Source organism: Janibacter hoylei PVAS-1, assembly GCF_000297495.1.
GTDB lineage: Bacteria > Actinomycetota > Actinomycetes > Actinomycetales > Dermatophilaceae > Janibacter > Janibacter hoylei.
Genome location: NZ_ALWX01000006.1, coordinates 36,865 through 61,826 on the forward strand (window position 1 = coordinate 36,865; position 24,962 = coordinate 61,826).

A 24,962-nucleotide genomic window follows, 5' to 3' on the forward strand; every position below is an offset into this window, starting at 1 on the left:
GGTCAGTAGGCGAACTCGAGCGGCGCGTCGTCCTCGACGATGCGGGGCTGCTCGAAGGGCTCGGCGCCCTTGCGGATGGTGGCGAGCAGGAGCCGGACCTCGACGACGGCCAGGCCGCCGTAGAGGAGGGTGAAGACGATCATCGACGTCCACACGTCGGCGGTCCCGACCGAAGGGGAGACGGCCGTGTGCGTGGCCATCTCGCCGAAGACGACCCAGGGCTGGCGGCCGACCTCGGTGAAGATCCACCCGAAGCTGTGGCCGAGGACGGTGGCGATGGGGGTGAGGACGATGGGCGCCGCCACCCACCGCTGCATCGGGACGCGGTCCTTGCGGGTGGCCCACAGGACCCAGGCGCCGACGGCCATGGCGAAGAAGCCGGTGGCCATCATCAGGCGGAAGTTCCAGTAGGTCATCGCGATCGGCGGGACGTAGGTGTCGGCCTGGGTGAGCTCGCCGTCGGCGAAGGTGGCGCGGTACTCGTTCTCCAGGTCGACGATGCCGCGGACCTCGCCGTCCCACGAGCCGGTGCCGAGGAAGGAGAGCAGGCACGGGATCTCGATGACGTGCGTGGGGTCCTCGCCGCCGAGGCCGGCGACGGTCAGCACGGAGAAGGGGGCGCACTCGCCCTTCGGCGGGGTGTCGTAGAGGGCCTCGGCCGCGGCCATCTTCATCGGCTGGACCTCGGTCATGACCTTGCCCTGCAGGTCGCCGCTGATGGCGACGCCGAGGCCGGCGACCAGGACGACGACGGCACCCAGGCGCGTCGCGTGCCGGTACATCCTGCGGTTGGTGGCGTCGCCTCCCTTCGTCGTGTGCCGGCGCAGCTGGAAGAGGCCGACGGACATGACCATGGCGCCGCCGACGAGGTAGCAGGCGGTGATGACGTGGGGGAAGGCGACGAGCTGCACCGGGTTGGTGAGGATCGCGACGAAGTCGGCCATCTCGGCGCGGCCGGTCTCCTCGTTGATCCGGTAGCCGACGGGGTGCTGCATGAAGGAGTTGGCGGCGAGGATGAAGTACGCCGACAGCAGGGTGCCGACGTGCACGATCCACATGCAGGCCGCATGGAGTCGCTCGGGGATGCGGCCCCAGCCGAAGATCCACAGGCCGAGGAAGGTCGACTCGAGGAAGAAGGCGAGCAGGGCCTCCAGGGCCAGCGGAGCGCCGAAGATGTCGCCGACGAAGCGGCTGTAGGTCGACCAGTTCATCCCGAACTGGAACTCCTGCACGATGCCGGTGACCAGGCCGAGGGCGAAGTTGATCGTGAAGAGCTTGCCGAGGAACTTCGCCATCCGCAGGTGGCCCTCGTCCCGCGTGCGGATCCATCGGGAGTGGTACCAGGCGACGATCGCGGAGAGCCCGATCGTGATCGGCACGAAGAAGAAGTGGTAGACGGTGGTGATCGCGAACTGCCACCGTGCGAGGTCGAGGACGTCCATCCAAGTTCCTTCTACTACGTCGATGAATACGACATGACGTAGTAGATGCTACACCCGTCCCCGGTCCCTGAGTGGCCGCCGCATGCCAAGACCCCGGTCCCTGAGGAGCTTGCTCTGCAAGCGTCTCGAAGGGCCGGGGTCCCGGTGGAGGCGACTCAGCGCACGCGGTGCAGTCCCCGCTCGCGGTCGACGATCTCGAAGCTCGCCTGCGTGTAGGCCCGGGAGCCGCGGGTCGTCACCCTGTCGAGCGAGCGGAAGTCGGCGCGCAGCGAGTCCTTGGTGACGAGGGTGCGCACGTACCCGCGCTGGTTGCCGGAGAAGCGCAGGTGCGGGTTCCACGCCATGATCGGGTCCGACCAGGCGCCGTCGCCGTCGCCACCCGACGTGATCGACGTGGTGACGAGCTCGGTGCCGATGACCTCGCTGTCGGGGTCGGTGAAGTCGGCCTTGATGTCCGCGGCCCAGTGCTTGTGGACGTCGCCGGTGAGGACGACAGGGTTGCGCACGCCGGCGTCCTGCCAGGCGGCGGTGACGCGGTCGCGGGAGCCGGCGTAGCCGTCCCACGAGTCCATGCTGACGTTGTGGTCGTCGGTCGCCTCCTTGCCGTCGCGGGTGGCGAAGAAGACCTGCTGGCCGAGGAAGTCCCAGCGAGCACGGCTGCGGGAGAAGCCGTCTCGCAGCCAGGCCTCCTGCCGGTCGCCGGTGAGGGTGCGCGACGGGTCGTTGGCCTCGGCGCAGTTGGAGTCCCAGCCGTCGTCGCAGGCCTGGTCGTCGCGGTACTGCCGGGTGTCGAGCATGTGGAAGTTGGCCAGGCGCCCCCACGACAGGCGCCGGAAGATCCGCATGTCCGGGCCGCTCGGGATCGAGGAGCGGCGCAGCGGCATGTTTTCGTAGTAGGCCCTGAAGGCATTGGCCCGCCGGGCGAGGAAGCGCTCGGGGGTGTCATTCCACTCCGGGGCCTTGGTGTCCTGCGGGATGCCGCCGGCCCCAGTTGTTGTCGACCTCGTGGTCGTCCCAGACGACGAGCCAGGGGGCGATCGCGTGGGCGCTCTGCAGGTCGGGGTCGGTCTTGTACTGGGCGTGCCGCAGCCGGTAGCCCTCGAGGGTGACGGTCTCCTCGCCGGCGTGGGTGCGGGTGGCGGTCGGGTTGGGCTTGCCCTCGTACTGGTAGTCGCCGAGGTGCAGCACGATGTCGGGCTCGTCGTCGGCGAGGTAGCGGTAGGCGGTGAAGTAGCCGGCCTCGTAGTGGGCGCAGCTGGCGAAGGACATCGCGAGCGCGGACGGCATCTCGCCCTGAGCCGGGGCCGTGCGGGTGCGACCGACCGGGCTGAGGTGCCCGTCGACCTTGAAGCGGTACCAGTACTCCCGCCCGGGCCGCAGCCCGTCGACCTCGACGTGGACGGCGTGGGCGTCGGCGGCGCGGGCCCGGACGGTGCCGCGGTCGACGGGGCGACGCATCTGCGGGTTGTCGGCGACCTGCCACTGCACCTGGACGTCGCGTCGCGGCATGCCGCCCCGCCCGTCGGCGGCGAGCGGCTCGATGGCCAGGCGGGTCCACAGGACGACGCCCGTGGGGGTCGGGTCGCCGGAGGCGATGCCGAGCTCGAAGGGGGAGACCCGCACCGGGCCGGTGGCGACGAGGAGCGGGGAGGGGGCCGCGGTGGCGACCGCGGAGGTGGTGGCGATGGTGCCGGCGGCGAGACCGCCGGCGAGGACGTGGCGACGCGAGAGGGTCATGGGCCGACGCTCTCGTGCCCGCGTGAACTCGCTGGTCCGTCGGTGTGAACCCGGCTGCCCCCGCACATGATCCGGGCGTGAAGAGCAGGTCAGCGGATGGTCAGGCCCGGGAGACCCGGTACCGCGCGAAGGCGGGGACGGCGGCGGAGGCGAGCAGGGTCAGCACGATGACGAGCACGCCGCCGGCGATGGTCGTCGCGGCCGCACCGAGCTGGCCGGCGGCCAGGCCGTGGAGCACGTCTGCGACGCGCGGACCGCCGGCGACGACGACGATGAAGACTCCCTGGAGCCGACCGCGCATCGCGTCGGTCGCGGCCGTCTGCAGCATCGACGAGCGGAAGGCCGCCGAGGCGACATCCGCCGCACCGCCCGCGGCGAAGAAGATCACGGCGACCGCGAGCCACAGCCCGGCGCTCCCGTCGGCGAGGGCGACGGCGATGCCGAAGCCGGCGATCGCGCCACCCCACACGAGGATCGCGACGATGACGGCCAGGCCCTGACGCTCCACCCGCGAGACCCACCCCGACATCACCCCACCGAGGAAGGCTCCGGCCGGCATGGCCGCGAAGAGCAGGGCGAAGGCCACGCCCCCTTCGGCCGGGCCACCGAAGTCGAGGTGCGCCATCTCGGGGATCAGCGCACGCGGCATGCCGAAGACCATCGCGATGAGGTCGACGACGAAGGACATGAGGAGCACCGGCTGGGTCGCCAGATAGACGAAGCCGTCGACCACCGACCGCAGACCGGGGGTGGACCCGGCCGCTTGCTCCACGGGCAGCGGCGGCAGCGAGATGACCGCCCACAGGGTCGCGAAGAGGCAGATCGTGTCGACGAGGTAGAGCCACGAAAACCCGAGCAGCGGGATGAGCGCACCACCGACGAGGGGCCCGGCGATGGCACCCCCGGTGAAGACCGTCATCCCGAGCGTGTTGGCGGCGGGCAGCAGCTCGGGCGGCAGGATGCGCGGGTAGACGGCCGATCGGGTCGGCTGGTTGACCGCGAAGAAGGCCTGCTGCAGGGCGAAGATCGTGAGCAGCAGCCAGACGTTGGTGTTGCCGAGGGCCGCCTGCACGAAGAAGAGGGCCGACGTGATGATCAGGCCCCACGTCGTCACCGTGAGGATCCGCCGCCGGTCGAAGTGGTCGGCGAGCGAGCCGCCGTAGAGCCCGAAGACGACGAGCGGCACGAGCCCGAAGACGCCGGTGAGCCCGACGTAGGCGCTCGACCCGGTCATCGAGTAGATCTGCGCGGGCACCGTGACGACCGTCAGCTGCGCCCCGATGACCGTGACGATCTGCGCGGTGAAGAGCCGTCGGTATGCCGGGACCTGCAGGGGGCGGGTGTCGGCCAGCAGGCCCCGGAGGCGACGCACCGCGTCACCCTACGCCAGGTGTTAGCCAGGCTCGCCGGGCGCTTCCGTATGCCAAGCGAAGGTGTCGTCGCTTGGAAGTGGGGCAGCTTGGGGACGTTCATTGCGCAGCAGGGATAGCTTGCCGTTCTTCAGGCGCCGCAATCGGACACTTTGAGGTGGACTGATTCCGGCAGCCAAGGCCTCGTGCAATAGATCGCCAATCAACCAGATCACTTCCTTCTCAACTGACCGGGAGCGGCGACCCAAGCCGTTGAGAGGATCGCACATCACTTGGTCGATCCATTCCTCGACGAACCCTTCTGGAAGTTCGAGCGAAACGCTCTGTGGGGAAGTGGCCTCCTCCACCGGAACATCAACAATGAAGGAGCCATCCCTCTCGGCAGGGCGCCAATGAAGCCCGGTCGCGTCGAGAATTCTACCGGAGGCGCTCATTGTTTTGGGCAGTGAGTCGATGCCGGGAAAACCGTTGTTACCCGTCGTGTTTTCATTATTGTAAGAAAGTCGGGTCGAAGTGCATCGGCGGCGCCGGCCCCGAACAGGGTGATTCCAATCGCGACCATTGCCGACAGGGGCGACCTGAAAATCATGGTGTTTTTGCGCCGAAGGCCCGCGGCGTCCATTGTTCCCAGCGTCATGTGAAAACCATGCTGCTCGCCAACTGATTCTGTCATGGGTTACACGGGTTTGACCCTGTCAGCCGAGCTCGGCGACCGCCTCGGCGACCTTCTCGTGCTCGGCCCGCAGCCGCTTGAGGAAGTCCTTGGTCCGCGCGTGATGCGGGTTGTTGATGACCTCCCTGGGCGCGCCCTGCTCGACGACGACCCCGCCGTCCATGAAGACGACCCGGTCGGCGACGTCACGGGCGAAGGCCATCTCGTGGGTGACGACGATCATCGTCATGCCCTGGGCGGCGAGGTCGCGCATGACCTCGAGGACCTCGCCGACGAGCTCGGGGTCGAGCGCCGACGTCGGCTCGTCGAAGAGCATGAGCTTGGGCTGCATCGCCAGGGCCCGGGCGATGGCCACCCGCTGCTGCTGGCCGCCGGAGAGCTGCCCCGGGTAGGCGCTCGACTTGTCACCCAGGCCCACCTTGTCGAGCAGCTCGAGGGCCTCGGCGCGCACCTCGGCCTTCGACCGTCCCTGCACCCGGACGGGCGCCTCCATGACGTTCTCGAGTGCCGTCATGTGCGGGAAGAGGTTGAACCGCTGGAAGACCATGCCGATCTCCCGGCGCTGGGCGGCGATCTCCTTGTCCTTCAGGCGAAAGAGCTTGCGGCCCCCCTTCGCCTGCTTCTCCCGGTAGCCCATGAGCTCGTCGTCGACGAAGATCCGTCCGGCCTGGATGTCCTCGAGCTGGTTGATGCACCGCAGGAAGGTCGTCTTGCCCGAGCCCGAGGGCCCGAGGAGGCAGACGACCTCGCCGGGGGAGACCTCCATGTCGATGCCCTTGAGCACCTCGTTGCTGCCGTAGGACTTGCGCACCTGGACCGCGCGCACGACTGGCCGGCTCACTTGCCGCCTCCGATCGTCAGACCCATGAGGCGGGTCCGGTTGGTGTCGGTCTTCGCCTGCTTCGACGTGTTGCCGTAGCCGCGGCCGAAGTGCCGCTCGAGGAAGTACTGCCCGATCATGAGGACCGACGTGATGACGAGGTACCAGAGGCACGCGGCCATGAGCGTCGGCATGATCTTCAGCGTCCGGTTGCCGATGGCCTGGGCCTGGAAGAAGAGCTCGGTGCTCAGCGGTAGCGCCATGAGCAGCGAGGTGTCCTTGAGCATCGCGATGGTCTCGTTGCCCGTCGGCGGGATGATGACGCGCATCGCCTGCGGCAGGATGACGCGCCGCATCGACAGGCTCGGCTTCATGCCGAGCGCGGCCGCGGCCTCACGCTGCCCCTCGTCGACCGACATGATGCCGGCGCGGGCGATCTCGGCCATGTAGGCGGCCTCGGACAGGCCCATCGCGATGATGCCCCAGATGAGGGTGCTGCTGATCTGGTTGACGTTGAAGGTGAAGAGCGTCAGGTCGCTGCTCATCCCGAGCCAGCCGGCGAGCTGCTGGCTGAAGGGGAAGGGCCCGATGTCGAACCTCGGGTAGAGGTAGCCGATGCCGGTGCCGAAGAGGACGACGAGCACCAGGCGCGGGATGCCGCGGAAGAACCACGTGTAGAGGAAGCCGACGAACTTCAGCACCGGGTTGTCCGACAGGCGCATGACGCCGATGACGATGCCGAGCGTCACGCCGATGAGCATGGACCCGATCGTCGCGAGGATCGTGCCCTTGACGAGCCCCTCGAGCACCGGGCTGTAGTTCATCACCTGGAAGGCGAAGGGCCAGTCCCACCGCGGGTTGGTGACGAAGCTGGAGATGATCATCGCGAAGACGATCGCGATGACGACCAGGGCGACCCAGCGCCCCGGGTGGCGGACCGGGACGGCGTCGATGGGGCCGGCGTCCTCGGACACGGGGGCGGTCCCCCCCTTCGCCTGCCGAAGGGGGGACCGCCGCGTCGTTCGTGCTGGACATCAGGGGTTGACGGCGAACTCGTCGATGCCGCCGGACTCGTTGCCCCAGTTCTTGAGGATGGCCTCGTACGAGCCGTCCTCCTTCATGCTCGTGAAGGCAGCGGCGATGGCCTCGCCGAACTCCTCCTGGTCCTTCGGGATGACGATGCCGTAGGGGGCGGAGTCGTAGATGTCGCCGAGGGCCTCGAGCTCCTCGCCCTGCTGCTTGACGGCGTAGAGGCTGATCGGGGAGTCGGCGGCCATGGCCTCGGTCTTGCCGGAGACGAGGCTCGCGGTGACCTTGGACTGCTCCTGCTCGACGACGATCTTGATCTTCTCGTCGCACTTCTTGTTGAGCTCGGTCAGCTCGTCGAACTGGACGGTGCCCTTCTGCACGCCGACGGTGGCGCCGCACGGGTCCTTGGGGTCGACCTTGCCGGGGTTGCCCTTCGTCGTGACCCACTGGGTGCCGGCGTCGAAGTAGCTGATCATGTTGACCTGCTTCTTGCGCTCGTCGTTGATCGTGAAGGAGCTGACCGCGACGTCGTACTTCTCGGAGGTCACGCCGAGGATCAGCGAGTCGAAGGAGGCATTGCTCCACTTCGTCTCCAGGCCCATCTTGGCGGCGGCCGCGTTGAAGAGGTCGACGTCCATGCCCTCGACGGTCTTGCCGTCGTCACCGAGGAACTCGTTGGGCGCGTAAGAGGCGTCCGAGCCGATGTTGAGCGTGCCCGCGCTCTTGATGTCTTCCGGGACGAGCTTGGCCACCTCGTCGTCCACGGTGACCTCCTGGGCGGCCGAGGACTCGCCGCCACCGGCGTCGGTGCCCTCGAGGCTGTCGGACCCGCAGGCGGTCAGGGCGCTCGCGCCGAGCGCGAGCGTGGCGAAGAGAGCGACGTGGGCACGGCGCATGGTCATCCTCCAGGTGTGCAGAAGGGGCACTGGATGCGTGCCCGGTGCCGGTCATCGTGCCACCGAGCCGGTCGCGGCGGGGAGCACCCCGCCGCGACCTTGACCCAGTCGTGACTCGTGCGCCGCTCAGCGTCCGCTGCGGGCCAGGAGGGCCTGGACGAAGACCCGCTCGATGTCGTCCGGCGTCTCGGCGATGTAGCTCGTGCCGCCGGTCTCGTCGGAGATCTTCTGCAGGGCCGTCGGGCTGGCCTCGCCCATGCCGATGGTGATGACCCGGACCGGGCGCTTGGCGTCGTAGGAGTCGTCGAGCCGCGACAGCAGCTGGTTGAGCGACAGGCCGCCGTTGGGGTCGTCGTTCTCACCGTCGGTGAAGACGACGAGCGAGTTGACGTAGTCGGGGTCGTACTCCTTGACCATCTTCTGGTAGGCCGCCCAGATCGAGTCGTAGAGCGCCGTGTCGCCACCGATGTACTTGTCGCCGCCGTCGATGAGCTTGCGGAGCGACTCGCGGTGGGTGGTGCCCCCCTTCGTGCTGTCGAGGCGCTTGATCGGCGCGAGCACGCGGTGGTCCTTGCCCTTGGACAGGTCGCTGCTGAAGACCCAGCCGCCGACCTGGCTGCCGGCGGGCAGGATGCCGACACCCTTGGTGAGCGACCCCTTCGTGACGTCCCAGCGGGTCATCCCGGCAGTGGGGCTGTCCCACTCCATCGAGCCGGAGACGTCGATGACCGCGAGCATCCGCATGTCGGTGCGCATGCGGTCCCACGTCTCGACGGCGGCGACCCGCTCGTTGCGATCGAGGGGCTCGAGGGTCGTGACGTCGGGGGCGGCGCTGCCGGCCACCTCCGGGCCGCCGGCACCATTGGGGTCGCGGAAGCCGGCCTCGGTGAGCGCCTCGCGCATGTCGAGCGTGCCGAGCTCGGTCCGGGCGGAGTCGGCGTGCTGGAGCAGCTCGCCGCTCAGCTCGGGGTTCATGATCCACGGGTAGTCGAGCGAGAGCGTCCCCTTCTCCGGCACGACGGCGCGAAGGGGGGTGACGTCGGGGTTGTCCTCGTTGTACGTCGCGATCTGCTGCTCCGACGCGGGGAAGGGCTGGGTCCCCTTCTGGTCGGAGGTGTAGTCGGCGAAGAGCTTGTTGAGCGAGGGCGCGGCGAAGCGCGACATGAAGATCAGCCGCTCACCGGTCTGCAGGCCGATCCGCTCGGGCTGGCCGATGCGGCTGGCGTGGAAGGCCAGCCGGCTCGAGGTGTCGGTGTCGGGGTTGGCCATCCGCAGCCCGCCCTCGTTGTTGAGCAGCGACCCCCACGACGAAAACTTCGTGACCTTGGCCTTCTGATCGTCGCCCGACGCGAGGACGACGGGGGAGGAGGCGATCGACTGCCCCTCGAGCCACTGTCCGGTGGTCTTGCTCGCGTCGACGGCGTCGATCCACGTCGAGCTGTCGGGGATCCACACGTCGGGGGCCTGGCCCTCGTTGATGTTGCGGGCCGTGTCGGCGGCGGAGGCCGAGGTGACGTCGAAGTCGGCGCACGCGTCGCTCTCCTTGACCTTGGCCAGCGCGTCCTCGAGGGGCTCGGCGATCTCGGGGGTCGCGGCGACCGTGAGCTTGCGGCCGCCGCAGGCGGAGTCGTCGCCACCGCCGCGCAGGGCGGCGAAGGCGCCGCCGCCGCACAGCGCGAGCACGAGCAGGACGGCGACCGGCAGCAGCCATGCAGGGCGTCGCGTCGCGCGGTCGTCCTCGCTGCGGTGGCTGCGGCGGGGCTGCTCGTCGGCCGGGGTGCTGGGCTCTCCGGCAGCCGCCGGGGCGGGCTCCGGAGAGGTCGAGTCGTCCCGCGCCGGGGTCGACTCCGGGCCGGTCTCGTCGTCGTCCCACAGGTCGTGTCGCCGGGTGGGGCGGCCGTCGCCACTCATCGTGCTCTCCTTCGTCGCCGGCACACCCTCGTTACCGGCCGGTCAAGTATGACCCACTAGGTGACCACAGGTGGGCGGCGATCGCGCTGGGCTGTGCCGATGATCACCGCGGCCTGCCATGCTGGCCCCATGACCAACTTCCTCATTCGGACCGGCGTCAACGCCGTGGCGCTGTGGGTCGCCGCGTGGCTCATCGACGGGATCCACCTGGCCGACGGTGACGCGACCTTCGCCTCCAAGTTCGCGACCATCGTGCTCGTCGCGCTGATCTTCGGTGTCGTCAACGCGGTCGTGAAGCCGATCGCCAAGGTGCTGACCTTCCCCTTCATCGTCCTGACGCTGGGGCTGTTCACCTTCGTGGTCAACGCCTTCCTACTCCAACTCACCGAGTGGATCTCCTCGCCGCTGGGCCTCGACTTCGAGATCACCGAGTTCTGGTGGGACGCGGTCATCGGCGCCCTCGTCATCACGATCGTCTCGATGATCCTCAACTGGGTCCTGCCGGAGAAGGAAGACCTCGACGACTGACCCCGCATCTCCCTAGGCAAATACCCACCCCCGACCACATTTCCCTAGGCAAATACCCACCCCAGGCCACATTTCCCTAGGGAAATGGCCACCCCAGACCGCATCTCCCTAGGCAAATGACAGCCTGGGTGGTCCAGAGGCCGCATTTCCCTAGGGAGATGCGGCCTCTTGTGGATAACTGGAAGGGTGGCGGTGGCCGGCTGGGCAGGGTGGGCGCATGTCAGCGTCACCACTTCGCGTCGCCCCGTCCGAGCTCGGCGACATGCCGCTCTTCACCACTGCAGAGGCCGAAGGGAGAGGCATCTCCCGTCGCGATCTGGCCGTCTTCGTCCGCCGCGGCCTCTTCTGGCAGCCGGCCCGCGGGTGGTACTCGAGTCGCACGGATGCGCAGATCGACGAGCGGCACCTGATCCGCGCGGCCGCCGTCCTCAGGTCGCAGGCCGAGGGTGCGGTCGCCATCCGCCACACCGCGGCCGTCGTCCTCGGTCTGCCGTTGGTGCGGACTGATCTCGGTCGAGTCGAGATCGGCACGGCAGGTGGTGCTCACGGCCGGACGACGAAGGGGGTGCGGGTCACCGGGGTCGACCTCGACCAGCTGGCCTGCGTCGAGGTGCAGGTGCCGGGCCTCGGCACCCTCCGCAGCGCTTCGCCCGCCTGGGCCGTCGTCGGTACGGCCACGAGCAGCAACCCGCTGGCCGCGCTCGCGGCCGGCGATCACGCCCTTCGTCATGGGCTGTGCACCCGGGGCGAGATCGCCGCGGCTCTCGATGCGGCCCGAGGGGCCACGGGCGTGGGGCAGGCCAGAGAGGCCCTGGTGCACCTCGAGCCGAAGCACGAGTCGCCGGGGGAGACGCTCACCGCGGCCGTGCTGCGCGGCAGCCGTTGGGACTTCGAGCCACAGGTCTGGCAGACCGTGGCCGGCCGCAGCTACCGGATGGACTTCGCCAACGAGGAGCTCATGCTGGCCGTGGAGTTCGACGGGCAGGTCAAGTACGTCTCGCCGGAGGTCAAGGAGGACGAGCTGGCCCGTGAGGAGGATCTGCGCTCCATCGGGTGGGACTTCGTCCGGGTCGTCTGGGACGACTTCGAGGACGAGCGCCAGATCCAGCGGGAGGTCGACGACAAGGCGACCGCGCGAGCCCGCGGCCTCACCTGACGCCCGCTCGTCCATGCCCTGGCCTGACGAATTTCCCTAGGCAAATACCCAGGGGGTCGGGTATTTGCCTAGGGAAATGTGGAAGGGGTGGTGATTTGCCTAGGGAAATGTGGAGTGGGTGGGTATTTCCCTAGGGAAATGTGGAGGGGTTTGGTGATGTGCCCAGGGAGATGCGTCAGGCGGGTCCGAAGGCCCGGGCCACCTCGATGAGCCGGTCGTTGGCCTCGGTCTCGCCGATGCTCACCCGCACGCCCTCGGTGCCGTAGGGGCGCACCGACAGGCCCGCCTCCGTGCACGCCGCGACGAAGGCACCCGTGCGCTCGCCGAGCGGGAACCACACGAAGTTGGCCTGGCTGTCGGTCATCTGCCAGGCCGCCTCACGCAGCGCGGCGAGCACCCGCTCGCGCTCGGCGACGATGCCCTTGACCCGCACGTCGAGCTCGTCCTTGGCCTCGAGCGAGGCGATCGCGGCGGCCTGGGCGAGCAGGTTGACGCCGAAGGGGGTCGCCGTCTTGCGCAGCGCCTCGGCCACCGGCTCCGGCGCGACCGCGTACCCGACGCGCAGGCCGGCCAGCCCGTAGGCCTTGGAAAAGGTGCGCAGCAGCATGACGTTGTCGTGCTCGCGCCGCAGCGCGAGGCCGTCGACCTCCCCTTCGCCCTCGACGAACTCGAGGTAGGCCTCGTCGACGACGACGAGGAGGTCACGGGGGACCTTGGCGATGAAGGCCTCCAGCTCCGCGTGGGTCACCGACGGGCCGGTCGGGTTGTTGGGCGTGCACACGAGGACGACGCGGGTGCGGTCGGTGATCGCCGCGGCCATGGCGTCGAGGTCGTGGCGCTGGTCGGCGGTGAGCGGCACCTGGACCGACACGGCGCCGGCGATCGCCACGACGATCGGGTAGGCCTCGAAGGAGCGCCACGCGTAGACGACCTCGTCGCCCGGGTCGCACGTCGACTGGATGATCTGCGCGAGCACGCCCACCGACCCGGTGCCGGTCGCGATCTGCTCGCGCGGCACCTCGAGGTGCGCGGCGAGGGCGTCGGTGAGCGCGGTGACCCCCAAGTCGGGGTAGCGGTTGACCTCGGTCGCCGCGGCCGCGATGACGTCGACGACCGAAGGGAGCGGAGGGTTCGGGTTCTCGTTCGAGGAGACCTTGTAGACCGTCAGCCCCTCGCGTGCGGCGGGCGGCTTGCCGGCCACGTAGGCAGGGACCTGGTCGAGGGCGGAGCGCAGCCGCGGGGTGTCCATGCGCGCACCCTAGCCCTCTCCGCCCGGTGGCCCGGACCCGGTTTGGGTGTCCACCTGCTGAGACGCTAGGTTGGCCCACGCCAATGAACTGTGGCTCGGGTCACACGCCCGCCGCAGCCGATCGAGGCGTCGACGACGACGTCCTCACGTGGCCGCGGCGAGGTGACCCCTCGAGCCGGGCCGAAGGGAGCAGCAGTGAGCGACAGCGACGTCGCCGGCCACGCCGGGACCCGAGGACACGTGGCAGGGGCCTTCGAGCCCTCGCCGGAGATGGGGCCGACGCCCCCCTCCCAGATCACCGGGCACTTCTCCGACGACAACCCGGAGATGGTCCAGTTCGTCGACGCTGACGGCAACCGCCTGGAGACCAATGCGACCAATGCGCCCTACGCGCAGATCGTCGAGGGCATGACGAGCGAGGACGCGCGCACGATCTACCGCGACCTCGTCCTCGTGCGCCGCATCGACGCCGAGGGCTTCGCCCTCCAGCGTCAGGGCGAGCTCGGTCTGTGGCCGAGCCTCTTCGGGCAGGAGGCCGCCCAGGTCGGCGCCGGTCGCGCCCTGCGCCCCCACGACTACGCCTTCCCCGGCTACCGCGAGCACGGCGTCGCGTGGTGCCGCGGCGTCGACCCGGTGAGCCTCTTCGGCATGTTTCGCGGCGTCAACCACGGCGGGTGGGACTCCAACGAAAACAACTTCCACCTCTACACGATCGTCATCGGCAACCAGATGCTCCACGCGGTCGGCTACGCCATGGGCATCACGGCCGACGGGGCCATGGGCACCGGCGACCCCGAGCGGGACGCAGCGGTCATGGCCTTCACCGGTGACGGCGGCACGAGCCAGGGCGACTTCAACGAGGCGCTCGTCTTCGCGGCCGTGACCAATGCGCCGGTCGTCTTCTTCGTGCAAAACAACCAGTGGGCGATCTCGGAGCCCAACGACAAGCAGTTCATCATCCCGCCGTACCAGCGCGCCCGAGGCTTCGGCTTCCCCGGCGTCCTCGTCGACGGCAACGACCCCCTCGCCACCTACGCCGTGGCCAAGGACGCGCTCGACAAGGCGCGCAGCGGCCAGGGGCCGACGCTCATCGAGGCCTACACCTACCGGATGGGCGCGCACACGACCTCCGACGACCCGACGAAGTACCGCAGCGACGCCGAGGTCGAGATCTGGAAGCACAAGGACCCGATCAAGCGCATGCGCGGCTTCATGGAGGAGCGCGGGCACGCCGAGGCGGAGTTCTTCGGCGCCGTCGACGCCGAGGCCGATGAGATCGCGGCGCGGGTGCGCAAGGCCTGCCAGGAGATGCCCGACCCGGAGCTACCGACGATGTTCGACCACCAGTACACCGAGCCCCACCCCGTCGTGGACGCCGAGCGCGAGGAGTTCCTCGCTTACCACGCCGGCTTCGCCGAGGAAGGAGACGCCCGATGAGCGGCCAGCGCCTCTCCCTCGCCAAGGGCCTCAACGCCGGCCTGCGTCGCGCCTTGGAGCGCGACCCCAAGGTCGTCCTCATGGGTGAGGACGTCGGCAAGCTCGGCGGCGTCTTCCGCATCACCGAAGGCTTGCAGAAGGACTTCGGCGAGCACCGCGTGCTCGACACCCCGCTCGCCGAATCCGGCATCGTCGGCACGGCGGTCGGGCTCGCCCTGCGCGGCTACCGCCCGGTCGTCGAGATCCAGTTCGACGGCTTCGTCTACCCGGCCTTCGACCAGATCGTCAGCCAGGTCGCCAAGATGCACGCCCGCTCCCTCGGCCACCTCAAGGTGCCGATGGTCATCCGCATCCCCTGCGGTGGCGGCATCGGTGCGGTCGAGCACCACAGCGAGTCAAACGAGGCCTACTTCGCGCACACCGCCGGTCTGCGGGTCGTCTCGTGCAGCAACGCGGCCGATGCCTACTGGATGATCCAGCAGGCGATCGAGACCGACGACCCCGTGATCTTCTTCGAGCCCAAGCGCCGCTACCACGAGCGCGGCGAGACCGAGATCGACGAAGGGGGGTGCCCCGGACCTCGGTCTCTACGACGCCCGCGTGGCCAAGGAGGGCAGCGACCTCACGCTGCTCTGCTACGGCCCGATGGTCAAGACCTGCCTGCAGGCGGCAGCCGCCGCCGAGGAGGAGGGCCGCAGCCTCGAGGTGATCGACCTGCGCTCGCTCAGCCCGCTCGACCTGCCGACGATCACCGCGTCGGTGCGCAAGACCGGCCGCGCCGTCATCGTCCACGAGGCCCAGACCTTCGTGGGTCTCGGTGCCGAGATCGCCGCCCGGGTCCAGGAGGAGTGCTTCTACCACCTCGAGGCGCCGGTGCTGCGGGTCGGTGGGTACAACATCCCCTACCCGCCGAGCCGCTTCGAGGAGGAGTTCCTCCCGACTCTCGACCGTGTCCTCGACGCCGTCGACCGTTCGTTCGAGCACTGACCAGGAGACCACTGTGGCCGTCAAGAACTTCAACCTGCCCGACCCCGGTGAGGGCCTCACCGAGGCCGAGGTGACCACCTGGAAGGTCAAGGTCGGCGACGAGGTCGCCGTCAACGACATCGTCATCGAGGTCGAGACCGCCAAGTCGCTCGTCGAGCTGCCGATCCCCTTCGCGGGGACGGTCGTCGAGCTGCTCGCCGCCGAGGGCGACACCGTCGACGTCGGTGCCCCGATCATCGCCGTCGAGGTCGGCGGCGCCGACCCGGAGCCGGCTGCCCCCGTGTCCGGCGAGGCGGAGGAGGCTGCTGGCCCGAACCTCGTCGGCTACGGCGCCAAAGCCGGCAGCACGCGACGTCGCGCCCGCACGTCCCGTCGAGTCGACTCGGCCGCGGACGGCCTCGCCCCTCAGGGATCGGCGGCACCGGCACCGGCTGCGGGAGGCCCACCTCCGGTCCCTGCCCTTCGAGACGCTCGACCCCCGCGTGCCCTGGCCAAGCCGCCGGTGCGCAAGCTCGCCAAGGACCTCGGCGTCGACCTGCAGGCGGTCGCGCCGTCGGGTGACGGTGGGATCGTCACCCGGGCGGACGTCGAGGGCGCTGCCTCGGCCCTTCGAGACGGGCGCCGGGCGCCCTCCTCAGGGACCGGTGGGAATCTCGAAGGGACGCCGGGCGAGGACATGCGCATCCCCATCAAGGGGGTGCGCAAGGCGACGGCCGGGGCGATGGTCGCGTCCGCCTTCACCGCCCCGCACGTCACGGAGTTCATCACCGTGGACGTCACGGCGATGATGGACCTCGTCGACCGGCTCAAGCGCGACCGGGCCTTCGCCGACGTCAAGGTGACGCCGCTGCTCGTCGTCGCCAAGGCGCTCTCCCTGGCCCTGCGCCGTCACCCCGAGGCCAATGCCAGCTGGGACGAGGCCGCGCAGGAGATCGTGCTGCACGGCTCGGTCAACCTCGGCATCGCCGCGGCGACCCCGCGCGGGCTCCTCGTGCCCAACATCAAGGGCGCCGACCAGCTCTCCCTGCACGACCTGGCTGCCGCCCTCGGCGACCTCGTCGGCACCGCCCGCGAGGGCCGCACCCAGCCGGCCGACCTGGCCGGCGGCACGGCGACGATCACCAATGTCGGCGTCTTCGGCGTCGACACGGGCACTCCGATCCTCAACCCGGGCGAAGCGGTGATCCTCGCCTTCGGCGCGGTGCGCCGCACGCCGTGGGTCGTCACGGCCGCCGACGGCAGCGAGTCGATCGAGCCCCGCTGGGTGACCCAGCTGGCGCTCTCCTTCGACCACCGCCTCGTCGACGGCGAGCTGGGCTCCAAGCTGCTCGCCGACGTGGCCGCACTGCTCCACGACCCGGGGACGGCCTTCCTCTGGGCCTGACCGCTGCCGGGCACGACGAAGGGGGCGCACCCGGTGCGCCCCCTTCGTCGAGCCGTCCGTCAGAAGACGATGGGCAGTACGTCCATGCTGGGCGTGATGTCGCGCGGGTAGTTGGTGTGGCTACCGCCCTTGCCGGCGAAGTAGAGCAGGGAGTCGCCGTCCGGGCGGACCGCGACGATGTCGCCCTGCTTGTTGTCGGCGCCGCCGGCGTCACCCGGCACGGCGACGGACCGGTAGCGGTCCCAGCCGGTCGACGTCTTCGTCGTCATCGTCCAGCCGGTGCCGGTCGAGGTCCACGTGCGCATCCGGCCACCGGAGGAGACGCCGCGCAGGTCGTCGCGGCCGTCGCCGTTGACGTCGGGGACGAGCTCGATGTTCTGGTACCACTTCGCCGGGACACCGTAGCGGCGCACGAAGCGCAGCGTGCCGGAGTCGGAGAGCTCGTACTGGTCGGTGGAGCCGCTGGCGCGACGGTTGATGACGTCGAGTCGGCCGTTGCCGTCGACGTCCCCGCCCGAGGCGAGGTCGGTGTAGGCGTCCCAGCCGGTCGCGATCGTCTTGGGGGTGCCGAGCTGGCCGGAGGCGGTCGTGAGCAGCAGCTGGAGGCGGCCGTCGCCGCGACGGACGAGGACGTCGGACCTGCCGTCGCGGTTGACGTCGCCGGCGTGGCCGAACCAGTCGGCGTCGGCGAAGCCGGTGCCGACCGAGCGGCGGGCCGCGAAGTCGCCGTTGCCGTCGCCGTTGTGGACGTAGACGCGTCCGCTCTGGTTGCGCCCCATGAGGTCGACCTTGCCGTCGCCGGTGAAGTCACCGGAGCGGCCGCGCGGGTCGGGCTGCGGGGGGGTGGGGGCCTTGAGCTGGGCGCGGTTCTTGTAGACGATCCGCGACACGCCCTCGATGGTGGAGATCTCGGTGCTCATGGCGCCCGGGTTGTCGTGGGTGAGGACCGCGATCGTGTAGTCGGTCGAGCTGACCTTGGCCCAACCGATGCTGTTGACGTGCCAGCCGTCGGTGCGCGGGAGCCAGCCGTTCTTCAGGGCCACCGAGCCGGAGGGCGCACCGGCCGTGACGCCCCAGTCCTGAGAGGAGTTGATGTTGCGCATCTGGGTGAGGCCGTACATCCGGTTGGTGTAGCTGAGCGCCTTGGAGGGGCGGGCGTAGTGCTCCATGAGCTCGGCCTGGTCGGCGGCCGTCGTGCTCGTCAGGCCCCAGTGGTTGTAGGGGTCGGCGTAGGTCTGGTCGAGACCGAGACGGTCGGCGGCCCGGTCGAGCCCGCTGCGGCCGCCGATGTGGTTGAAGAGCGCCGTGGTCGCGTTGTTGTCGCTGTTGCGGATCATCGGCACGATCTGGGACTTCTCCCAGGAGGTGAGGCCGCGACCGGCGTCCTGCGCCTTCATCATCACGGCGGACATGATGTGCACCTTGACGATGCTCGCCGTGACATTGCGCGAGGAGGTCTTGGTGTAGGTCCACGAGCGACCCGAGCCGGGGACGCGCACGGCGACCCCGACGGCGCCGGGGCGGGAGTTGAGGTAGCTGCGCAGCTCCGACTCGAAGGGGAGGCTGGCGGCGGCCGCGTAGGGCTCGGCGGAGCGCTGCGCGGCGGGCGGCGGGGTGTCGTCCACCTCGACGGTGAAGGTGAGCCGGCCAGTGACCTTGCCGGTCGTCTGGGCCTTGAGGGCCTGGGTGGCGGGCAGCAGCTTGGTGATGTCCGTGGAGACGGAGTCGGTGGTCGCCGTGCACGTCGCGCCGGTGCCACTCGGCTCGATCCTCACCTGGTGGCCGGATGCGTCCTGGCCGGTGAAGCCGGGGCGGCCGACGACCGTCAGCGGCCCGTCGGTGATCTCGGCGGTCCCTCCGCGGGACAGGTCGCCGGTGACCGTCACCGTGTCGGCGCCGATGCCATCGCAGATGACGTCGATCTCGGTGGGTGCGGACGGCTGGGCCGGCGCGGCGAGGGCCGGGGTGGCCGCGAGAGCGGCGGTCGTGGTGAGGACGAGTGCCGTGAGTGCGGTGCGACGGTGCGACATTGCGGGTTCCCCCAGAGCGTGGCGTAGGACGCTGGTCATCCTTGCAGACGCCCGGACGGAGTGCCGGGTTGCCTCAGGTCAGGGCCGGTGACGCTCGTCGGCCGCCACGGCATCGCAGAAGCGGTCGACGTAGGCGATGAAGGCGCTGATGTCGCCCTCGCTCCAGTCGCCGAGCAGGTCGGCGAACCACGCCTCGCGGCGGGCGACGAGCTCGTCGAGGAGGGCGGCCCCCTCGTCGGTGAGCGCGACGAGCTGGGCCCGGCCGTCCGCGGGGTCCGGGACCTTGGCGAGGAGCCCGAGGCCGGTGAGGTGGCTGACCTGCCGGCTCACGGTCGAGGCATCCGTGAGGTTGCGCTCGGCGATGTCGCCGACGCGGCTCGGGTGCTCACGCACGGCGACGAGCACAGAGTGGTGACTGGGCTCGACGCTCGGGTGGACCCGTGGGGCCCGGGCACGGGTCGCGTGCAGCATGCGCAGCATGCGGATGACGCTCGTGCTGAGCTCGTCGGATGAGGCGGGCACGATCGCTCCCTTCGTCGTGGTGGGCGGTGCCGGGCGGGTGGGGCCAGTTGCCTAGATTAGAGGGCATGTCTTCCTCCCCGGGCACCGCTCGCACCACGCCGTCACCGCTCGGGATCCTCGGGGTCGTCTCGATCGTCGCCGTCGTCGCAGCCACCGCCTTCGGTGGTGGCGCCGCGCCGCTCGAGCTCGGTGACCCGGGCGCCTTCGTCCGGTGGTCCCTGCCGGTGCTGCGGGTCGTGCACGACGCCGCGGCCGCGGTGACCGTCGGCGCCCTCGTCGTCGGGGCCTTCCTCGTCCCGGAGACGACCCGGACCTCGCGCCGCGAGACGCTCGCCCAGGTCGCGGGTGGGGCGGCGATCGTCTGGTTCCTCGCCGGCGTCGGGCGGATGCTCACGGACTTCGCCTCGCTCGCCGGCATCCCGCTCACCGACGGCACCTACCTCTCCCAGCTGACCGCCTTCGTCTGGGAGCTCGACAGCACCCGCACAGCGGTCATCTCCTCCGCGATCGTCGCCGTCGTCGCTGTCGCTGCTCCGCTGGCCCGGACGAAGGGGGCGCTGGCCTGGGCCTGCGCCGGCTCCGTCCTCGCGCTGCTGCCGCTCGCCCTCTCCGGGCACTCCGCGGCCAGCCTCGACCACATGAGCGGGGTCAACGCGCTCGCCTTCCACCTCGTCTCGGCGACGGTGTGGATCGGTGGGCTCGTCGCGCTGCTCGTGGTGCGTCCCTCCCTTCGGCCTCCTCAGGGAGCGGTAAGGTCGCACCTGGCGGTCACCACGCAGCGCTACTCGAGCATCGCGGCCTGGTGCTTCGCCCTGCTCGTCGGCTCCGGTCTGCTCGCGACGTGGATCAACATCGGCGGTCTCGGGGGGCTCGACTCGCGCTACGGCGTGCTGCTCATCCTCAAGGCCGTCGCCGCGATCATCCTCGGGGTCATCGGGTGGTGGCACCGCTCCCGCACCATCGCGGCACTCGAGGCCGGCGCCGAAGGGGTCGCCCCCTTCGTCCGGCTGGCGACCGGTGAGGTCGTCGTCATGGCTGCAGCCATGGGCCTGGGTGTCGCCGTCGGGCGCACCCCGACGCCGGAGACGGCGCAGGAGGCGCCGGCCAATGCCATCGTCTACGACCTCTCGGGCTACCCCGACCCGGGGCCGCCGTCGTCGACGAGCTGGCTCACGTCGTGGCAGGTGGACTGGCTGTGGCTCACCGTCTCGGTCATCGCGGTCCTCGTCTACGTCCGCTGGGTGCTGCGGCTGCGCGCCCGCGGTGACGAGTGGCCCGTGCTCCGCACGGTCAGCTGGGTGCTCGGCTGGGCGGTCTTCTTCTACTTCACCTCGGCCGGGCCGGGGGTCTACGGCAAGGTGCTCTTCAGCTGGCACATGGTCGAGCACATGGGTGTGGCGATGATCGCGCCGCTCCTCATGGTGCCGGGGGCGCCGATCACCCTCGCCCTGCGAGCACTGCCGGCGCGCCGGGACAAGACGCTCGGGCCCCGCGAGCTCATCCTCGCGTCGGTCCACTCGCCCTACCTGCGGGTGCTGGCCAACCCGGCGGTGGCGGCCTCGCTCTTCTTCTTCAGCCTGGCGATCTTCTACTACAGCCCGCTCTTCGAGCTGGCGATGAGCACCCACACCGGGCACGTGCTGATGATGGCCCACTTCGTCATGTCGGGGTACCTCTTCGTCTGGGTGCTCATCGGCATCGACCCCGGGCCGAAGCGGTGGCCCCCCGATCGCGCTCTTCGTCGTGCTGCTCGCGACGATCAGCTTCCACGCCTTCTTCGGCGTGATCCTCACGCAGTCGACCGAGCTGCTCGCGCCGGACTACTTCGGTCGGCTCAACCTGCCGTGGATGACCGACCCGCTCGCCGACCAGCGCACCGGGGGCGCCATCGCCTGGGGCGTCGGTGAGGCGCCGACTCTCGTGCTGGCCATCGGCGTCGCCTGGCAGTGGATGCGCAGCGACGCCCGGGAGTCGACCCGCCGTGACCGACGCGCCGACCGCGACGGTGACGCCGAGCTCGAGGCCTACAACCGGCACCTCGCCGAGCTCAGCCGCGACGACTGACCCGGACGTGCCGCGCTACTGTGGACGCACCGTCGATCGAAGGAGTGGCCCATGGGGGGCGAAGCGCTGTTCTGGATCTTCATCGTGGTCTTCAGCCTGCTCATGCTCGTGGGCTTCTTCCTCGTCGACCGCCCGCGCAAGTCCACGCGCGTCGCGACGCGGCACGCCGTCCGCACCGACACCCATGACCCGCGCGGCCGGCACCTGCCGGCCGATCGTGTCGACCCCACCGATACCACCAACCGGCTGTGAGCCCGGAGGACAGGAGTACCACATGTACATCGGAGTCGGGATCTTCCTGCTGCTCGTGGGACTCGTCATCGTCTTCGCCTACAACGGCGACATGTCGATCGCGGGTCTCGACGTCGGCGCCCTGGGGTGGATCGCCATCGCTCTGGGCGTCCTCGCGATCATCTTGAGCTTCCTGCTCACCAACCGTCGTCGCGAGACGGTGGTCCGGGACGAGCGTCGCTACTGACCAGCGCGAGCATGACGAAGGGGGAGGTCCCGCCGAGTCGGCGGGACCTCCCCCTTCGTCATGGGGCGACCTCGATCAGAAGGCCGACTCCGGCACGTCCATGAGGGTGTTGTCCGTGGCCTCGGCGATGGCGCGCTCGCCGGCCAGGAGCGGGAGGACGTTCTTGGCGAAGAAGCTCGCCGCGGCGATCTTGCCCGTGTAGAAGTCCTTGTCCTTGCCCTCCGCGCCGGCCTCGAGGGCCTCGGTGGCGACGGCGGCCTGGCGCAGCAGCAGCCAGCCGACGACGAGGTCACCGGCGCCGAGCAGCAGACGCGAGGTGTTCTGGCCCACCTTGTAGATGTTGGTGATGTCCGAGCCCTCCTGCTTGGGGTCGGAGGCCATGAGCGCCTGGAACATCGCGCCGAGGATGCCCTGGACGTTTTCCAGGCCCTGGCCGAGCAGCTCGCGCTCGTGCTTGAGCGCACCGCCCTGCGCGTCGACGTCCTGGGCGAACTCCTGGATCTGCATCGCGATGTGACCCAGCGCCTGGCCGTTGTCACGCACGATCTTGCGGAAGAAGAAGTCCTGACCCTGGATGGCCGTGGTGCCCTCGTAGAGGGTGTCGATCTTCGCGTCGCGGACGTACTGCTCGATCGGGTACTCCTGCAGGAAGCCGGAGCCACCGAAGGTCTGCAGCGACTCGGTGCCGAGGAGGGTCCAAGCCCGCTCGGAGCCCAGGCCCTTGACGATCGGCAGCAGCAGGTCGTTGACCCGGTTGGCCATCGCGGCGGGGGAGTCGTCGGCGATCTCCTCGACGCCCGTGGCGAGCTGCTCGATGTCGACGGTGTCCTGCTGGCTCGACGTGAGCGTGACGAGCGCCCGCAGACCCTCGGCGTAGGCCTTCTGCAGCATGAGGCTGCGGCGCACGTCCGGGTGGTGGGTGATCGTCACACGCGGCGCGTCCTTGGCGGGCGTCGTCAGGTCGGCGCCCTGGACGCGCTCCTTGGCGTACTCGAGCGCGTTGAGGTAGCCGGTGGAGAGGGTGGCGATGGCCTTGGTGCCGACCATCATCCGGGCGTTCTCGATGACGCGGAACATCTGGGCGATGCCGTCGTGGACGTCGCCGAAGAGGGTGCCGACGGCGGCGTGCTTCTCACCGAAGGTCACCTCGCAGGTCGTCGAGACCTTCAGGCCCATCTTCTTCTCGACGTTGGTGACGTAGACGCCGTTGCGCTCGCCCAGCTCGCCGGTCTCGAGGTCGACGGCGTACTTGGTGAGGATGAAGAGGCTCAGGCCCTTGGTGCCCGGGCCGGCGCCCTCGGGGCGGGCGAGGACGAAGTGGACGATGTTGTCGGTCATGTCCGACTCGGCCGAGGTGATGAAGCGCTTGACGCCCTCGATGTTCCAGGTGCCGTCACCGTTGTCCGTGGCCTTGGTCCGGCCGGCGCCGACGTCCGAGCCGGCGTCGGGCTCGGTGAGCACCATGGTGCAGTGCCAGCCCTTCTCGGCGATCCACTTGGCGAGCTTCTTCTGCTCCGGCGTACCGAGCAGGAAGAGCAGCTTGGCGAAGGAGTAGCTCGCGCCGAACATGCCGATGGCCGGGTTGGCGCCGAGGACGAGCTCGTTCATCGCCCAGCGCAGGGACGGCGGGGCGACGGTGCCGTCGAGCTCGGCGGGCAGGTCGAGGGACCAGAAGCCGGCGTCCTGGAAGGCCTTGTACGACTTCTTGAAGGCCTCGGGCATCTGCACCGAGGAGGTCTCCGGGTCGAAGACCGGGGGGTTGCGGTCGGCGTCGGCGAAGGACTCGGCCAGCTCGTTCTCCGCGAGGCGCGCGTACTCCTTGAGCATCTCGCGCGCGGTGTCGGCGTCGACGGCCTCGTAGGGGCCCTGGCCCAGGACCTCGTCGCGACCGAAGACCTCGAAGAGGTTGAACTCGATGTCGCGCAGGTTGCTCTTGTAGTGACCCATGGGATGTCTCTCCTGGTCGAAGGGGGTGACGCCGGCGGGGACCGGCTCCAGCGTTGTAAGCAAGCGCTTACTGATGTTTGGACCATCATCACCCTCGGCTGCTTGCGGGAGCAAGCGCGGGATGAGGTGACGCGACCCACACGTGCCGCCCGTTCCCCGAGGAGGCGCGCCAGGTCCACGCCCTGCCCGCTCCCTGAGGAGGCGCGCCAGGTCCACGCCCTGCCCGCTCCCTGAGGAGGCGCGCCAGGTCCACGCCCTGCCCGCTCCCTGAGGAGGCGCGCCAGCGCCGTCTCGAAGGGAGAAGATTCCGGCGGCGGCCGGGAGGGACGAGGGCCCCGCGAAGGGGGCGTCGGCGTGGGTTACGATGTCCGCGCTGCACGCTCAGGAGCGTGCTCGCCGGTGTAGCTCAATGGTAGAGCGCCAGCTTCCCAAGCTGGACACGCGGGTTCGATTCCCGTCACCGGCTCCGCATGACTGGAGGGCCGCACCCGGTGGGGTGCGGCCCTTCGTGCGTCCCGGCCCGCCGAAGAGGGGGCGTGAACCCCCCCTTCGCCCTGCGGGCAAGTAGAGGTGTGAGCACACTGAAGACGGAGACGATGAGGCCGCCGATGGGGCAGGTCACGGCGCTGCGGCAGCCGCCGAACATCGGGGGAGTGCCGGCCGCGGAGGTCTTCGACCGGCACCACGCCGACGTCTACCGCTACCTCGCCCGACGGGTGCCCGCCGACATCGCGGACGATCTCGCGAGCGAGACCTTCGTCCAGGCCGTGACCCGCGCGTACACCTTCGACCCGGAGCGGGGAGTGCTGCGGGGATGGATCTTCGGCATCGCGAGCAACCTGCTCTCACGGCACCACCGCGACGAGGTGCGGGCCTACCTGGCCTGGGCCCGGACCGGGGCCGACCCGCACGTCACCGGTGCGGACGAGACCGATCGCGACATCGACCGCGTCGACTCGCAGTCCCGGCAGCCGGCGCTCGCCGCCGCCCACGCCGAGCTCACCTACGCCGAGGTCGCCCTGGCCCTCGATCTGCCGGTCGGGACGGTGCGCTCCCGGCTCAACCGCGCCCGCCGCATCGTGCGGGTCGCACTCGACGACACCAGGGGGACCCACGATGACCACTGACGAGATCGGCCTGCTCGACGGGCCGGAGATGGACGCGCTGCGTGAGCTGCGGGCCGACGTGCCCGGGCCGACGGACGCGCAGCGGCAGGCTGCCTGGGAGCGGGTGCAGGGGGCCCGCTCCCAGGCCGGGACCCCCGGGGAAGAGGGGGCGGCCGCGCCTGGCTCCTGGCCGGCG

22 protein-coding genes, 1 tRNA gene and 2 pseudogenes are annotated in these 24,962 nt (G+C 69.9%); 12 read left to right on the plus strand and 13 right to left on the minus strand.

The window, feature by feature from the left end; translation table 11 throughout:
- Positions 1-2: 2 nt before the first annotated feature.
- From B277_RS02010 to B277_RS02040, 9 genes are all read right to left on the minus strand, one after another.
- Positions 3-1,442, minus strand: coding sequence for a cytochrome ubiquinol oxidase subunit I (locus B277_RS02010; protein ID WP_007924578.1), 1,440 nt, complete (start codon positions 1,440-1,442; stop codon positions 3-5).
- Positions 1,443-1,597: 155 nt separating this feature from the next.
- A complete protein-coding gene (locus B277_RS19675; RefSeq protein WP_337590143.1) occupies positions 1,598-2,419 on the minus strand; it encodes an alkaline phosphatase D family protein in 822 nt (273 codons plus the stop codon).
- Positions 2,385-3,179 (minus strand): alkaline phosphatase D family protein, encoded by a 795-nt coding sequence (locus B277_RS19680; protein ID WP_337590142.1) that lies wholly within the window; start codon positions 3,177-3,179, stop codon positions 2,385-2,387. Before B277_RS19680 ends, B277_RS19675 begins: the two co-directional genes overlap by 35 nt.
- A gap of 100 nt (positions 3,180-3,279) precedes the next feature.
- Positions 3,280-4,551: an MFS transporter gene (locus tag B277_RS02020; RefSeq protein ID WP_007924579.1), complete on the minus strand. Its 1,272-nt coding sequence runs from the start codon at positions 4,549-4,551 to the stop codon at positions 3,280-3,282.
- 21 nt (positions 4,552-4,572) lie between these two features.
- Positions 4,573-4,983 carry a hypothetical protein gene (locus B277_RS17250; RefSeq protein ID WP_128277210.1) on the minus strand — a complete coding sequence of 137 codons (411 nt, stop codon included), beginning with the start codon at positions 4,981-4,983 and terminating at the stop codon, positions 4,573-4,575.
- Between the two features lie 261 nt (positions 4,984-5,244).
- Positions 5,245-6,063, minus strand: coding sequence for an amino acid ABC transporter ATP-binding protein (locus B277_RS02025; RefSeq protein ID WP_007924580.1), 819 nt, complete (start codon positions 6,061-6,063; stop codon positions 5,245-5,247).
- Positions 6,060-7,016: an amino acid ABC transporter permease gene (locus tag B277_RS02030; protein ID WP_007924582.1), complete on the minus strand. Its 957-nt coding sequence runs from the start codon at positions 7,014-7,016 to the stop codon at positions 6,060-6,062. Before B277_RS02030 ends, B277_RS02025 begins: the two co-directional genes overlap by 4 nt.
- Positions 7,017-7,076: 60 nt before the next feature.
- Positions 7,077-7,973, minus strand: coding sequence for an ABC transporter substrate-binding protein (locus B277_RS02035; protein WP_007924583.1), 897 nt, complete (start codon positions 7,971-7,973; stop codon positions 7,077-7,079).
- A gap of 120 nt (positions 7,974-8,093) precedes the next feature.
- On the minus strand, positions 8,094-9,878 hold the full coding sequence (locus B277_RS02040) for a substrate-binding and VWA domain-containing protein (RefSeq protein ID WP_128277208.1): 1,785 nt from the start codon (positions 9,876-9,878) through the stop codon (positions 8,094-8,096).
- Between the two features lie 129 nt (positions 9,879-10,007).
- On the opposite strand from B277_RS02040, the gene B277_RS02045 reads away from it, so the two are divergent.
- A complete protein-coding gene (locus B277_RS02045) occupies positions 10,008-10,406 on the plus strand; it encodes a phage holin family protein (RefSeq protein WP_040880562.1) in 399 nt (132 codons plus the stop codon).
- Between the two features lie 217 nt (positions 10,407-10,623).
- The gene (locus tag B277_RS15655; protein ID WP_007924586.1) at positions 10,624-11,562 is read left to right on the plus strand and encodes a type IV toxin-antitoxin system AbiEi family antitoxin domain-containing protein; all 939 of its coding nucleotides are present in this window, start codon (positions 10,624-10,626) and stop codon (positions 11,560-11,562) included.
- 175 nt (positions 11,563-11,737) lie between these two features.
- On the opposite strand, the gene hisC is transcribed toward B277_RS15655, so the two are convergent.
- Positions 11,738-12,811, minus strand: coding sequence for a histidinol-phosphate transaminase (gene hisC, locus B277_RS02055; RefSeq protein WP_007924588.1), 1,074 nt, complete (start codon positions 12,809-12,811; stop codon positions 11,738-11,740).
- A 195-nt stretch (positions 12,812-13,006) separates the two neighbouring features.
- On the opposite strand from hisC, the gene pdhA reads away from it, so the two are divergent.
- From pdhA to B277_RS02070, 3 genes and pseudogenes are all read left to right on the plus strand, one after another.
- Positions 13,007-14,248: a pyruvate dehydrogenase (acetyl-transferring) E1 component subunit alpha gene (gene pdhA / locus B277_RS02060; RefSeq protein WP_007924589.1), complete on the plus strand. Its 1,242-nt coding sequence runs from the start codon at positions 13,007-13,009 to the stop codon at positions 14,246-14,248.
- A pseudogene (locus B277_RS02065) lies at positions 14,245-15,235 on the plus strand (alpha-ketoacid dehydrogenase subunit beta). Before pdhA ends, B277_RS02065 begins: the two are co-directional and overlap by 4 nt.
- Before the next feature lie 13 nt (positions 15,236-15,248).
- Positions 15,249-16,619: a dihydrolipoamide acetyltransferase family protein gene (locus B277_RS02070; protein ID WP_007924593.1), complete on the plus strand. Its 1,371-nt coding sequence runs from the start codon at positions 15,249-15,251 to the stop codon at positions 16,617-16,619.
- 59 nt (positions 16,620-16,678) lie between these two features.
- Here the strand turns inward: B277_RS02070 and B277_RS15660 are convergent, their stop codons facing one another.
- On the minus strand, positions 16,679-18,649 hold the full coding sequence (locus B277_RS15660) for an FG-GAP-like repeat-containing protein (RefSeq protein WP_007924595.1): 1,971 nt from the start codon (positions 18,647-18,649) through the stop codon (positions 16,679-16,681).
- Between the two features lie 78 nt (positions 18,650-18,727).
- Complete coding sequence (locus B277_RS02080) at positions 18,728-19,171, minus strand: MarR family winged helix-turn-helix transcriptional regulator (protein ID WP_007924597.1); 444 nt, start codon at positions 19,169-19,171, stop codon at positions 18,728-18,730.
- 638 nt (positions 19,172-19,809) lie between these two features.
- Between B277_RS02080 and B277_RS02085 the strand changes: the two are divergent.
- The 4 genes and pseudogenes from B277_RS02085 to B277_RS02095 all read left to right on the plus strand — a co-directional run.
- Positions 19,810-20,814: pseudogene (locus tag B277_RS02085) on the plus strand (bifunctional copper resistance protein CopD/cytochrome c oxidase assembly protein); the annotation flags it as partial.
- 100 nt (positions 20,815-20,914) lie between these two features.
- Complete coding sequence (locus B277_RS19415; RefSeq protein ID WP_274517165.1) at positions 20,915-21,235, plus strand: cytochrome c oxidase assembly protein; 321 nt, start codon at positions 20,915-20,917, stop codon at positions 21,233-21,235.
- Between the two features lie 51 nt (positions 21,236-21,286).
- Positions 21,287-21,487, plus strand: a complete 201-nt coding sequence (locus B277_RS02090) for a hypothetical protein (RefSeq protein ID WP_007924604.1) — start codon at positions 21,287-21,289, stop codon at positions 21,485-21,487.
- Between the two features lie 22 nt (positions 21,488-21,509).
- Positions 21,510-21,713 (plus strand): DUF6458 family protein, encoded by a 204-nt coding sequence (locus tag B277_RS02095; protein ID WP_007924605.1) that lies wholly within the window; start codon positions 21,510-21,512, stop codon positions 21,711-21,713.
- Positions 21,714-21,788: 75 nt separating this feature from the next.
- Here B277_RS02095 and B277_RS02100 read toward each other — a convergent pair whose 3' ends face one another.
- Positions 21,789-23,660 (minus strand): acyl-CoA dehydrogenase, encoded by a 1,872-nt coding sequence (locus B277_RS02100; RefSeq protein ID WP_007924606.1) that lies wholly within the window; start codon positions 23,658-23,660, stop codon positions 21,789-21,791.
- A 395-nt stretch (positions 23,661-24,055) separates the two neighbouring features.
- Between B277_RS02100 and B277_RS02105 the strand changes: the two genes are divergently transcribed.
- The 3 genes from B277_RS02105 to B277_RS02115 all read left to right on the plus strand — a co-directional run.
- A tRNA-Gly gene (locus tag B277_RS02105) sits at positions 24,056-24,126 on the plus strand.
- 106 nt (positions 24,127-24,232) lie between these two features.
- Positions 24,233-24,787, plus strand: coding sequence for an RNA polymerase sigma factor (locus B277_RS02110; protein WP_128277205.1), 555 nt, complete (start codon positions 24,233-24,235; stop codon positions 24,785-24,787).
- Positions 24,777-24,962: hypothetical protein (locus B277_RS02115; protein WP_007924608.1), on the plus strand; the 186-nt coding region annotated here is incomplete at its 3' end. The genes B277_RS02110 and B277_RS02115, both read left to right, overlap by 11 nt.